This window comes from Arthrobacter sp. T572 (assembly GCF_056780115.1).
Map to the genome: position 1 here is coordinate 320,346 of NZ_JBRAZQ010000002.1, position 11,944 is coordinate 332,289.

The 11,944-nt window shown below is 63.9% G+C and carries 15 protein-coding genes; 5 read left to right on the forward strand and 10 right to left on the reverse strand.

The genetic code is table 11. The features are described from left to right. The first annotated feature begins 73 nt into the window (after window positions 1–73). From ACUYMZ_RS02625 to ACUYMZ_RS02635, 3 genes are all read left to right on the forward strand, one after another. Complete coding sequence (locus ACUYMZ_RS02625; protein WP_481602006.1) at window positions 74–463, forward strand: hypothetical protein; 390 nt, start codon at window positions 74–76, stop codon at window positions 461–463. A gap of 76 nt (window positions 464–539) precedes the next feature. Then, complete coding sequence (locus ACUYMZ_RS02630; protein WP_481602007.1) at window positions 540–1,007, forward strand: SRPBCC family protein; 468 nt, start codon at window positions 540–542, stop codon at window positions 1,005–1,007. After that, complete coding sequence (locus ACUYMZ_RS02635) at window positions 1,004–1,522, forward strand: GNAT family N-acetyltransferase (RefSeq protein ID WP_481602008.1); 519 nt, start codon at window positions 1,004–1,006, stop codon at window positions 1,520–1,522. Before ACUYMZ_RS02630 ends, ACUYMZ_RS02635 begins: the two co-directional genes overlap by 4 nt. Here the strand turns inward: ACUYMZ_RS02635 and ACUYMZ_RS02640 are convergent. The 3 genes from ACUYMZ_RS02640 to ACUYMZ_RS02650 are packed head-to-tail and all read right to left on the reverse strand — an operon-like array spanning window position 1,519 to window position 3,514. After that, the gene (locus ACUYMZ_RS02640) at window positions 1,519–1,920 is read right to left on the reverse strand and encodes a VOC family protein (RefSeq protein ID WP_426005440.1); all 402 of its coding nucleotides are present in this window, start codon (window positions 1,918–1,920) and stop codon (window positions 1,519–1,521) included. The two genes, ACUYMZ_RS02635 and ACUYMZ_RS02640, sit on opposite strands and share 4 nt — an antisense overlap. Before the next feature lie 9 nt (window positions 1,921–1,929). Continuing rightward, window positions 1,930–2,553, reverse strand: a complete 624-nt coding sequence (locus ACUYMZ_RS02645) for an FMN-binding negative transcriptional regulator (RefSeq protein WP_481602009.1) — start codon at window positions 2,551–2,553, stop codon at window positions 1,930–1,932. A gap of 28 nt (window positions 2,554–2,581) precedes the next feature. Then, window positions 2,582–3,514 (reverse strand): DMT family transporter, encoded by a 933-nt coding sequence (locus ACUYMZ_RS02650; RefSeq protein WP_481602010.1) that lies wholly within the window; start codon window positions 3,512–3,514, stop codon window positions 2,582–2,584. On the opposite strand from ACUYMZ_RS02650, the gene ACUYMZ_RS02655 reads away from it, so the two are divergent. Further along, entirely contained in the window at window positions 3,513–4,934 is a 1,422-nt protein-coding gene (locus tag ACUYMZ_RS02655; protein WP_481602011.1) for an aminotransferase-like domain-containing protein, read from the forward strand. The two genes, ACUYMZ_RS02650 and ACUYMZ_RS02655, sit on opposite strands and share 2 nt — an antisense overlap. 10 nt (window positions 4,935–4,944) lie before the next feature. Here ACUYMZ_RS02655 and ACUYMZ_RS02660 read toward each other — a convergent pair whose 3' ends face one another. From ACUYMZ_RS02660 to ACUYMZ_RS02690, 7 genes are all read right to left on the reverse strand, one after another. Beyond that, window positions 4,945–5,520 carry a hypothetical protein gene (locus ACUYMZ_RS02660; RefSeq protein WP_442424536.1) on the reverse strand — a complete coding sequence of 192 codons (576 nt, stop codon included), beginning with the start codon at window positions 5,518–5,520 and terminating at the stop codon, window positions 4,945–4,947. Between the two features lie 3 nt (window positions 5,521–5,523). Beyond that, window positions 5,524–6,075 (reverse strand): hypothetical protein, encoded by a 552-nt coding sequence (locus ACUYMZ_RS02665; protein ID WP_481602012.1) that lies wholly within the window; start codon window positions 6,073–6,075, stop codon window positions 5,524–5,526. Further along, window positions 6,072–6,668 (reverse strand): ABC transporter ATP-binding protein, encoded by a 597-nt coding sequence (locus ACUYMZ_RS02670; RefSeq protein ID WP_426005449.1) that lies wholly within the window; start codon window positions 6,666–6,668, stop codon window positions 6,072–6,074. The genes ACUYMZ_RS02665 and ACUYMZ_RS02670 overlap by 4 nt, the downstream gene beginning before the upstream one ends. Continuing rightward, window positions 6,665–8,065: a hypothetical protein gene (locus ACUYMZ_RS02675; protein ID WP_481602013.1), complete on the reverse strand. Its 1,401-nt coding sequence runs from the start codon at window positions 8,063–8,065 to the stop codon at window positions 6,665–6,667. The genes ACUYMZ_RS02670 and ACUYMZ_RS02675 overlap by 4 nt, the downstream gene beginning before the upstream one ends. A gap of 35 nt (window positions 8,066–8,100) precedes the next feature. Beyond that, window positions 8,101–8,397 (reverse strand): hypothetical protein, encoded by a 297-nt coding sequence (locus ACUYMZ_RS02680; RefSeq protein ID WP_426005452.1) that lies wholly within the window; start codon window positions 8,395–8,397, stop codon window positions 8,101–8,103. Window positions 8,398–8,745: 348 nt separating this feature from the next. Then, window positions 8,746–10,368 (reverse strand): MFS transporter, encoded by a 1,623-nt coding sequence (locus ACUYMZ_RS02685; RefSeq protein ID WP_442424540.1) that lies wholly within the window; start codon window positions 10,366–10,368, stop codon window positions 8,746–8,748. A 289-nt stretch (window positions 10,369–10,657) separates the two neighbouring features. Then, entirely contained in the window at window positions 10,658–11,440 is a 783-nt protein-coding gene (locus ACUYMZ_RS02690; RefSeq protein WP_481602014.1) for a putative protein N(5)-glutamine methyltransferase, read from the reverse strand. A 259-nt stretch (window positions 11,441–11,699) separates the two neighbouring features. Here ACUYMZ_RS02690 and ACUYMZ_RS02695 point away from each other — a divergent pair, with 259 nt between their 5' ends. Continuing rightward, on the forward strand, window positions 11,700–11,906 hold the full coding sequence (locus tag ACUYMZ_RS02695; protein ID WP_426005457.1) for a hypothetical protein: 207 nt from the start codon (window positions 11,700–11,702) through the stop codon (window positions 11,904–11,906). The last annotated feature ends 38 nt before the right edge of the window (window positions 11,907–11,944 follow it).

Consider the following 11,944-nt stretch of genomic DNA (forward strand, 5'->3'; position numbering starts at 1 on the left):
GGGGTTGTCGGGCGCTTCAACCCTGCATGCCACCCAACCCGGGCGGCTGCCCAGCGACGGAAAAGGAGCGACCATGACCCCGAATGAGGCCCGTGAAGAGTTTTTCGGTCTACTGGATGAGATCCAAGCCATGGCACCCGGTGAATGGGTCAACGAGGATGTCCCGGCCGGAGGGATCTGCAATTTCCAGGGAACCGGGAACGGTAAAGGATTTGCCGGTACCCGGACTATGGACCCACTTAGCCTCGCCGAACGGGAGGAGCTGCGACGAAAAGTAACGGAACTTTACAAGTCGCGCGGGTACGTCGTGCAAAACCTCGATCAATCAACCACCACAAACAGTCTGTTTATCACTACGGGGTTCGGTCCTGACGGCCTGACTATCGGTCTCTACACAGCCGATACCCGGACCATGGTCGCCGGTCAAAGCCGCTGCGTTCCCGATCCCGAGGGCTGGAAATGACCGCTGCGTAAGGGCGTTCCCTGACCGACCACTATTAAGAGCCCCCCAGTCACGAAAGGTCTGGAAAAATCGAGGTATGCCCGTAGTTTTCGTCTGCCGCACCCGTTCTGCCCTTGCCCCGGAACAGCTCTTCGACCTGTCCCGCGACATCGATTTCCACGTCGGCTCCATGAAAAGGAGCCGGGAACGCGCCATCGCCGGCGTCACTTCCGGGCTCATCTCCGAGGGGGAGGAAGTCACCTGGCAGGCGTGGCATCTCGGAGCCAGGTTCCGCATGACCAGCAGGATCGTACGGATGGAGGCGCCGGCGTCGTTCTCCGACGAACAGGTGCGCGGACCGTTCAAGTACCTCAGGCATACGCATGAGTTCAGGCCGGAACGGAGCGGAACCCTCATGGTGGACACCGTGGAATTCGCGGCGCCCTTCGGCATCCTGGGACGGCTGGTGGAGAAGCTGGTGCTGGCAAGGTACATGGAGAACCTGATCAGGGAACGCAACCGGTTCCTGGTGGGCCAGCCAGCCGCCGTGGAGGGCGAACCATGATCCGGCTCGCGCGGGTGGAAGACCTTCCGCTGTTGCAGGATATCGAGCGGGCGGCCGGTGAAGCATTCCGCGGGCTGGGCATGGATTCGGTCGCGGATGACGACCCCGCTTCCCTGGACGAACTGCAGGTGTATGCAGCAGCGTCACGCGCCTGGGTCTACGCCGACGGCCTGGATTTCCCGGTTGCTTACGTGCTGGTGGACGTGGTGGATGGCAACGCCCACGTGGAGCAGGTCACCGTCCACCCTGACTCGGCCCACCAGGGACTGGGCCGCGAGCTGCTGCATGCAGCCCGCATCTGGGGCCGGGGCCATGGCATGCAGCGCCAGACCCTCAGCACCTTTCGCGACGTTCCGTGGAACGCGCCCTATTACCGCCGCCTGGGTTTTGAGGAGCTCGACGCCGGAACCTGGGGTCCGCAGCTAACCCGCCTCATGGAACACGAGGCGGAGCTAGGCCTGACCCGCTGGCCCCGCGTGGCCATGTGGCGGCCTACCGCGCCCCCTGGCCACTAGTCTGCAACAAGCTCCACTTCGTAACTGTCGGTGTTCACCAAGTACGCCGCGTAATGACTGGGCCCACCTGCGTGTGGGTACTTCGATTCGAACATCTCATACCATCCGGCGTCTGCACCAAGTTCGCGGATCCGGTCCACGTTGGCCGGTGTTCCGGCGTGGAACGCGAGATGGTTGAGCCCCGGATCCGTCCTCCTGTGGGCCGTTGCCGTGATGGCGTCGGAAGATTCCACGACCACGTACATCCCGCCGAGCCGCCAACTGCAGCCTGTGGGCCACTCCTGGAACGGCTCGTATCCGAGTTCCGCCAGGAGCCAGCCCCATTCCTCCCTGGCACGCTCAAGATGCGGTACCCAGATCTCGATGTGGTGGATGGACCCCACCTGAACCTCGCCCATGGGGGGAGTCTACGAGGTCCGCGCCCGTTCCACATCTGCGGCACTTGCAGAGTCCCCCGCCGACCGGAGCCCGGCGATCACTCCGTCTACGTCAGCTGATGTGCGGTTCTGGCTTAGTTTCGTCTTCGCCTCCACCCGCCGGATGACCAGTTCGACGCCGACGATCGCCCTCAGCTGTCCGGCGATGAAGCGCTCGGGTGCTTCATCCACCGACCACGGGCACGGCATCGCGGCCTCGTGCTGATCGGACAATTGGCGGACGTGCCGGGCCAGCCATTCGACGTCGTCATGGACAACAAGTTCCCCGTAGACGTGGGCCGTGGAGTAGTTCCAGGTGGGAACCACCCTGCCGTGTTCGGCCTTGGAGGCGTACCAGGACGGGGAAATGTAGGCGTCCGCGCCTTGGACGATCATCAGGGCCTCCCCGATCGCAGGAGACGACCACTGGTTGTTGTTCCGGGCCATGTGGGACTGCAATGCTCCGTGCTCCCCGACGCCCGGGTTGTAGACAAAGGGCAGGAGTGTGGCCAGCGGCCCGTCGGATGACGAAGTCACCAGGTGGGCAGCGCCGGTTTGGCGCAGCAAGGCATCGACTGCTTCAGGCGACGCAGCGAAGTGGGCTGGTGTGTACATGGGTTCTTCCTTTCAGTTGGGTGCGCAGCTAAGAGCCCGACGGCGGCGCGAGCCTCACGCGGACGGCGGCACCTGCGCAGAAAATGACGAGGAGCCCGCCAAACACGGTCGCCCAGGTCAGTGGCTCTCCCAGGAGCAACCATGCCCAGGCAATGGTCATGACGGGCTGAACCAACTGGATCTGGCTGACCTGCGCCATGGGTCCGATGGCCAGGCCGTGGTACCAGGCGAAGAAGCCGAGGAACATGCTCACTGCGCCGAGGTAGGCGAAGGACCACCATTGTCCAGGGGTGGCCTGGGGCATTCCGGATTCCAGCGAAACCAGCGTGAGCACGATCATGACGGGTGACGCTACGACCAGGGCCCAGGAGATGGTCTGCCAGGCACCCAGCTCCCGTGCCAGGAGGCCGCCTTCCGCGTACCCGACGGCAGCAGCCACCACGGCGCCCAGCAGCAGCAGGTCCGCCCAGTGAAGTGAGCCAAGGCCGCCGGACTGGATGAACGCGAAAGCCAGGGCCGCCAGGACACCAACAACGGTCAGGACCCAGAACAGGGCCCGGGGACGTTCCCGGCTGCGGAGGACCGCTACTGTGGCCGTGGCCGCCGGAAGCAGGGCGATCACCACGGCTCCATGGCTGGCGGAGGTGCTGGTGAGGGCGAACGTGGTCAACAGCGGGAACCCGGCTACAATGCCGGCGGCGACCACGGCAAGCCGGAACCACTGAAGCCCGCGGGGGAAGCGTTGGCGCGTCACGGCCAAGGCAACGGCGGCCAAGGATGCTGCCACCACTGCGCGGCCGGCGCCGATGAAGAGCGGGGCCAGCCCTTCCACGGCCACCCTGGTCAGCGGAACGGTGAGGGAGAAGGCAAGGACGCCCAGGAGGCCCCACAGGATTCCGGTGGATGTCCGGCTCGGTATCAGTGGCCGCGAAAAGGTAGTAGCGCTACTATTGTGACTCATGAACAACGATAGCAGTTCACGGATTGCTGCGGAACTGAAGGCGTGGATCGCTTCCGCCGCCCCGGGTGCGAAACTGCCTTCGACCCGCCAGTTGGTGACTGAACACCAGGCAAGTCCGGTCACCGTGCAGAAGGCCTTGCGAACCTTGACAGCACAGGGCCTGGTGGAGAGCCGGCCGGGTGTGGGGACCTTCGTCCGGGCCTACCGGATGGCCCGCCCCGCCGACTACGGATGGCAGACTGCGGCATTGCGGCCAGCCCAGGCCGCCCGTCCCTTGAACGCCGCCGCCATGCGCAGCGCATCCAACGATGTCATCGCCTTCCATTCCGGCTACCCGGACCGCGAGCTCCTCCCTGAGCGACTGGTCCGTTCGGCGCTGGGCAGGGTCGCCCGGAGCGAGGCTGCACTGTCGCGTCCGCCGGCGCAGGGGCTCCCGGAACTGCAATCGTGGTTCGCGCAGGAACTCAGTACCTCAACACCAACGGGAGTAACACCGCCTCAGCCGGGCGACGTCGTCGTACTTCCGGGAAGCCAGAGCGGACTCAGCTCGATATTCCGCGGACTGGTGGGTCACGGGCAACCCCTGCTGGTGGAGTCGCCCACCTACTGGGGTGCGCTGCTGGCCGCGGGGCAAGCCGGTGTCCGGGTGATTCCGGTGGCCAGCGGTCCCGAGGGACCGGACCCCGACGAACTCGCGCGGGCGTTCGAGGAGTCAGGTGCCCGGGTGTTCTACGCCCAACCGAATTTTGCCAACCCTACTGGCGCGCAGTGGTCCGCCCAACGGGCAGAGGAGGTGCTGCAGATCGTGCAGCGGTACGGCGCCTTCCTTGTGGAGGACGACTGGGCACACGACTTTGGCATCACCGCACCGTCAGCGCCGGTGGCTGCCAAGGACGACTCCGGCCACGTGGTCTACATCCGTTCGCTGACCAAGAGCGTCTCGCCTGCCATCCGGGTGGCGGCCCTGATCGCCCGCGGACCCGCCCGGGAAAGGATCATGGGCGCGCAGGCGGCCGAGTCGATGTACGTCAGCGGACTGCTGCAGGCGGCAGCCCTCGACGTCGTCACCCAGCCCGGGTGGAAGGCCCACCTGCGGGGTCTGAGCCACCAACTGAAGTCGCGGCGCGACCTCCTGGCCACCAGCCTCCGCGACCACGTGCCTCAGGCGCATCTCAGCCACCTGCCCAAGGGCGGCTTGAACCTGTGGTTGCGTCTGCCGGACGGGTTCGACGCCGAACAGCTCACCAGGGACTGCGAGGCCGCCGGTGTACTGATCGCGGCGGGAACGGAATGGTTCCCGGCCGAACCCGAAGGGCCTTGCATCCGCCTCAACTATGCCGGCCCCAACCCTGCAGCTTTTCCGGAAGGGGCTCGGATTGTGGGTGAGGCAGTGCGCGCGCAGTTGGGCCGCGTGCCTTAAGGTCAATGACCTAGGCGGGCCCCCCGGCCACCAGCAGCACGGAGTTGACGATCGTGACGATCGCGAACAGCACGGCGAGTCGGCCCACAGGCGCCCCCAGGGTTTTGCGGGCCAAAACTACGTAGATCGCGGCACCCACAGCCCCGAAGAGGATCCTCAGCCAGGCCTGGCCCAGCACGCCCAGTGCGTCCGGAGCAGTAAACGCGTCCGCGGCAAGAAACAGGCCGAGGACTGTCAGCATGAAGGGGATCTGCCCCAAAAGCACCCAGAACCAACTGCTGCGCAGCGTGGGAGCCTGCCCCCGGACGATGCCTTTGTAGATCAGCCGCAGGACCAGCGCTTGGAGGAATGATGCCAGGGCGCTCCATACAATGACACCGACCCGGAGGAAGGTGACCAGCACCTCCTGGCTGGAGAACTGGTTGTACTCGGCGTTCTCGGCCACCAGCCGGTCGATGCCGGTTCCCACCGCCACCTGGGCAGCTGCGGTGTAGGCCAGCAGGAGGGCTATGATCCAGGCCGGGTTGACCTTCTTCACCGCCGCGGGCGCCGGCTGGTTGGAGGTTGCGGGATACGCGGGGGTCATTGCTTACCTTTCCAGAAGAGCATGCTCGGCCCACTCGGCAAGGGCCGCGAGGATGTAGAAGATGAACGGAGCGGCCAGGACGCCGCGGAGCGTGGCGCCGGCGTCGCGCCAGCTGTGGACTTTACGGGCCGCGCCCAGCAGAACCGGCGACAGGACGCGGGCGCCTTGGATGGTCAGTGCCCACGCAATGACCTCCAAGGGCACGTGGACGACGGTCAGCGCCAGGGTCTTCTCCACCCCGGCGGCTGCCATGCTGCCCACCATCCCCATGCCCAGCCAGAATCCGTTCAGGACCATCATCAGCGTGGCACCGTAGTGCGTCAGGAAGAGTGCCAGCACGGCAAGGGCGGTGTTATGCAGGAAAATGCCGTGCGCCGTGATGGCTGGCGCGTCAGTCCCGGTGTCCCAGGTGAACAGTGACGCAAAGCCTGCACCGCAGGCGACGGCCACGAGGATTTTGGCAAGGTCCTTGCCCAGGTGGGGGAACCTGTTCCGGATTCCGGTGGTGAAAGCCCGGAACCCGGTGGCTCGGCTCCTGTCGGGAAGGACTGTCACTTGCGTGCTCCTGTGGTTTCCAGCTCCACTCCGTGGCCGGGCCCGATACTGAGGTCGTAGTCGGTCCAGTGATCGTCCTCGTGGGTGGCAACGATGACCAGCTGGTTCCGGCCTGCCTCCCGGATCGCCTGCCGTGCCGTGGCGGAGGCCTCGCGGTCCAAGCCGTTCAGGGGTTCGTCCAGCAGCAGCACGTCCACGTTCCTGAGGGACAGGGCTATCCTCAGGACCAGCCGCTGCCGCTGGCCCAGGGAGAGGTCGCTCACCTTGGCAGCCAGCAGTTGTTCGGTCAGGAGCCCGTCCCGGGGAATGTCTCCGGTGAGCGGCCTGACCATTTCCAGGACTTCGCCGGCACGGAGGTAGTCGAGCGTCAGGAAGTCCGTGTCCAGATAGACCGCCGAGTACTCCTTGCGCCAGGCTTTGATGTCCTGGCAGGAGGTGGCGAGAATGCCGCCCAACAACTTGAGCAGGGTCGTTTTGCCGGAACCGTTGGGGCCCCGCAGGGCTACAACGCCCGTTTCCGGGAGTTCGATCGCGGTGGCATCAAAAATCACATGGGCGCCAAAGGCATGGTCAACGCGGGCAAGGGACTTCATGCATCTTCCGTTTCTGTTGCCGAGAGTTCACGCAGCCAGGATGTGGCGTCGGCCAGGACCACGCCGGTCAGCAACCCGGCTACCAGGACCAATGCTCCGGAAGCCATGGCCAGCCAAGGGTTTTCCGTGGCCTGCGGATTGACCGCGCCGAGGATCCCGGAGAAGACCACTGCCACGCCCGCGCACACGGCGGCCCCCAGGCCTGCCTTGGATTTCTGCGCCAACTGCGAAATATGGGAGGCCGGCAATATGGCCGTACGCCGTTGGATAACCAAGGCGTCAATGCTCGTTTCAAGGATAACAAGTGCGGCCAGCAATAGGGCCTGAAGGGCGTAGCCGCTGACGACCAGGGTTATCGCCAGTGCCATACTGGCCGGTAATACCAGCAGCAGATAGATCAGCAGGCTTCTGATAATAAGTGGTCTTATGTGATGGGGTGCCAGCCGATAAAGGAATAGCGAATATCCTGCTGTTTCAGGAGAAGATATCCGTGCAAATGAAGAACGGAAAAGGACGAGGCCCAGGAAGAATGCCGCGAGCGAAATAAAGGGAGCAGTCCATGGCCACGGCGTTGACCCGGCAAGAGGCAGTGCTGCGCCGGCAAAAATAAACAGGCTTCCGGATTTCACGCTGAGGTCAATCAGCAGGCCCCTCGATTGCAGGGCGCGGACATGGGCTGACGCTTTGTACAGCAGGGGTGTGGCGAAGACCGTGACGGCGAGCCCCAGGGAAAGCGACAGCACCGTGGGTGCTATGCCGCCACCCAGGATGCCGGCTGTTGCGGCGAGCCATGGCGCCTGCGCCGCAACAGCCACGAGGCTCCCGGCTCCTGCGGAAACCGCCGCGATCGCGAGGGGCCGTATCAACCAGGGCTTCGCGGCGGAAAGGACCAGTGCCAAGGCTGCCAGCAGGCTGAGTGCCGCCAGGATGTTGCCCGCCCCGGCCCACCGCAGGTTCTGGACAATGAGCATCAGGGCGAGGCCCGCATCGAGCAGGACCACCCCTGCACGCATGCCGGTATCCAGTGCCTGCGACACGGTGTTCCAGTGGCGATGGCTCCGCCTGTAACGGCGCCGGGCTTGAAGCAGTGCTACCGCGAGCAGGACTCCCGCGACGCCCGCCAGTTCCGGGGTGGTGACAGGAATCCCCAGTGGTTCCAGGCCTGCTTCCGGGGGAGTCCATGCCAGTCCGGCGACAATCAGCAGCAGCGTCAGGAACTGCCCGGCCAGCAGGAAGCCGTTGGCTGTCCCGGCGCCAACACGAAAGCCGAGGCTTCCCGCGACGTCCTGGAAGCGGTGGGACCTCCGCCGGAAGTCATTGGTGAAGGTTGCCCGGCACCCGGAGAGGACCACACTGAAGGCACGGTCATGCCGATGGGCGGCGATGGGTGAATTCAAAGTGGCCCTCTCTGGGTCAGGCGTCTATCAGCGGTTTACCAGGCGACGAACTGCTTCAGGGCCCACTTCTTGGCCAGCCCGAAGATCAGTCCGGCCAGCGCCGTGCCAATGCCGAACGATGCCACGATTGCTGCAGCTGCAGCGGCCCATGACAGGGCGTTCAAGGCAAAGTAGAGATTTGTTGCCAGGCCGGAAGAAATGCCCAGCGTTGCAACAGCCTGGAAAGCCACGGACAGGGTCGCGAAGAAGGCCAAGGTGACGCCTCCAATTTTCGCCACCTGGGCCGGAGTACGACCAAAAATGCGCTTACCGCCATCAACAGCAGTTGACATGAGAGTGCCCTTTCAATATTTATCCCATGGGATATGAATGTGATGAGTCTGGTTATCCAATGCGGGAAGAAATTTCCCGAACCGGACAACCGTGAATGAGCGTTGCGGGTTTTCTGCGGTAAGTCAAGTCAAGCGAAGCGGCTTGTCATGCGGGATATCTGCGCTACGATACAGCTGTTTCATAAAACGAATTGATCGACTCAGGGGGAGAGTCCATGCTGAAACACGTCTGCCATTTAACGCCCGCAGCCACCAATCCAAGGAGAGCGCCTTGGGATCGGTGGCTGCAGTGGGCGGCTGCCTGCCGCGGGTGTTGAACGCTGCGCAGAAGTTGCAGTCAGATGGCTCCTAGACGGAAGCCAGATCCTTCTTGTCGTTGCCGAATGCCACGTTGTCCACGGGCTGGCCATCAAACGGCATCTCATCCAGGTTGATCAGGGGATTGGTGTCCTGCGTGGCTACCAGTTCCCGTGCTTCAGCCTGGGTGTCCACGCTGGGCATGGAGCCGGGCAGGGGACGCTGGGCGGATTCACGCAGGAAGTAGATCGCGATTGCACCAACAATGGACGTTGCCATCAGGTAGTACGCCGGCATCATGTCGCTGCCGGTTCCCTCGATCAGGCCCTGCACGATGAACGGGGTGGTGCCGCCGAAGATCGCCACGGAGAAGTTGTAGGCAATGCCCATTCCGCCGTAGCGGCTGGAGGTGGGGAACAGTGCCGGCAGTGCCGAAGCAAGGTTGGCCACGTAGAACGTCACCGGGAAGGCAACCAGGGCCAGGCCGGCCAGCGTGGACCAGATCTCGCCAAGGCCGATCAACAGGAACGCGGGAACCGCGAACAGGATGGTGCTGCCTGCGCCGATCCACAGCACGGGGCGGCGGCCGATGCGGTCTGACAGCTTGCCCGTCAGCGGGATGCAGATCGCCATGACCACCAGGACGGGGATCGTCAACAGGGTGCCGTGAACGGGATCGTAGCCCTTGGAGTCGGTCAGGTAAGTGGGCATGTAGGAGGTCAGGGCGTAACCGACCGTGTTGGCGGCCGCGGCGAGGATCATGGCCAGCACGATCTGGCGCCAGTAGGCCTTGATGATGCCCACCGGACCCTTGGCAGCGTCCGCATCCTTTGATGCGGCGTCCTTGGCGAAGGCCTCCTGGGCGTCCAGGGTGGCCTGGAACTGGGGTGACTCCTCGATCTTGCTGCGGAAGTACACGGCGATCAGGCCCAGCGGACCTGCGATGAGGAACGGAATCCTCCAGCCCCATTCCTCCATGGCGGCCTGTCCGAGCGTGAGCTGCAGGACCGAAACCAGGGCGGCGCCGAGGGCGAATCCGATGTAGCTGCCCATGTCGAGGAAGCTGGCAAAGTAGCCTCGGCGCTTGTCCGGAGCGTACTCGCTGACGAAAGTAGTGGCACCGGCGTACTCTCCACCGGTGGAGAAGCCCTGGACGAGCTTAAGGATGACCAGGAGCGCGGCGGCCCAGATGCCGATCTGCGCGTAGCCAGGCAAGAGCCCGACGGCGAAAGTACTTGCCGCCATCAGCATCAGTGTCGCTGCGAGCACCTTCTGGCGGCCCATCTTGTCGCCGAGCCAACCGAACACTACGCCGCCGAGGGGGCGTGCGATGAAGGTGGCAGCAAACGTACCCAGGAGGAAGAGGGTTTGGACGGACTTGTCAGCTTCCGGAAGGAAGACAGGTCCCATGGTAGTGATGAGGTAGCCGAAGACACCCACGTCATACCATTCCATGGTGTTGCCGACGATCGTGCCGCCGAGGGCTTTCTTCAGCATCGGCTGGTCCACCACATTGACGTCGGATTCCTTCAACCGGCGCCTGGGGCGGAGTTTGCCCTTCTTGGGGCTCTTGACTGCATGCGTGGCGGCCGTTGCATGGCCTGCCGTTACCTGTGGTCCGGCGGCGTTCCTTGCGCCATCCGGAGAGACGGTGTTGCTTGGGTCTATGGGCATTTGGGCTTCTCCTAGGGAGGTCATTTGCTTGCGACTTCTGCTGCCCCGCTCTGGGCAGGTGTTCAATTTTACGGGGTTTGTGCTCAAAACCCGAGTTGAGATCCGATTTTTGGGCCGTTTCTGGACGCAAATTGCCCAGTTGTGTTGCATCTCATTGCCCGGTTTTGCCCTGTAAAGACGCGGATGTTGGCCCGTTTTTGCCCTCCGGAGCACGTTGTTACCAAATTGTTTGGCTTAGCCCACCGAAACGGCCGTTTCGTGCGCCAAAAACTGACGGGTCGCCCCATGGTCAGGGGATGGAGGCGACCACCACCGTGGCACCGTCCTCGTCTTCGACGAAGACCTCAGCCGCGAGCCCTGCGGCGGCCATCACGCGGGCTGTCCCGGCGGCCTGCCTGGATGACGTTTCCAGAACCAGCGCGCCACCCGGTGCCAACCACTCAGCCGCCTCCCCGGCGACCCGCCGCTGGACCTCCAAACCGTCAGTGCCGCCGTCGAGCGCTGCCGCTGACTCATGCAGGCGAGCCTCCGGTGGCATCAGCGCGATCATGTCCGTGGGAACATACGGTGCGTTCACCACCAGCACTTCCACGCGGCCCCGAAGACGGGACGGAAGGGCGTCATAGAGGTCGCCTTCAAAGACGTGCCCGCTCCGAGGCTGGACGTTAAGCCGTGCGCAGGCCACGGCGTTCGGATCGATGTCGGCCGCATACAGCTCGCAGCCGCCCACCAGGTCGCTGACGGCTGCGCCGATGGCGCCGGAACCACAGCACAAGTCCACGACGACGGCCTCGGGCTTGCCCAGCGCGGCAACGAGGTGCGCCGCCTTCCGGACAAGGTATTCAGTGCGCCGGCGCGGAACGAAAACACCTGGCCGGATGATCATCCTGCTGCCGCAAAAGTCCACCCAGCCCAGGATGTGTTCCAAGGGGAATCCTTGGACCCGCTGTTCAACCAGATGCTCAAGGTGGTCCCGTCCGTTGGCAGCTTCCAGCAGCAGCCGCGCCTCATCCTCGGCAAAAACGCAGCCTGCCGTACGCAGCCTTTCGACGATAGCGGAGGACCCGGTCATGCTGGAATGCTAGCCGAGGGGTTCACAAACACCGCAGAGGGTAGTTAGGGTATGACGCATGGGAACACTGATTTTTGAGTAAACCGGCCTTTTCGCCCGTTTACATCCGACCAAGAATCCACGCCTGTAGAGGCCATGCCTCCATGCCGTTCCCGTTGTCGACGCCTTCCCGCACGTGATTTTCCGTTAAGGATCGTGCGCTCGTGACGCCATGGTTCCCCCGCCTCTCCAGGACTCACCATTTTTAAGGAGTCCGCATATGACTGCCACACCCGCAAGCAAAAGCCCCAAGGATGCCCCTGCCAGCGGAGGCATCCGCTCCAAACTGACCGAAGCCCAGCGTGCAATGCTCGCCAGCAAGTCCGGTGGTGGCGCGCCTGGCGGCTGGCAAAGCACGGGCAAGGGCCACAAGCCAACGTCAGCGAGCGGCAAGCAAGCGAAAACGGTCAAGAAGGTGCGTTGGTAGCTGTCGGGGAAATTCCTGCAGACAAGCAACGAGGCACC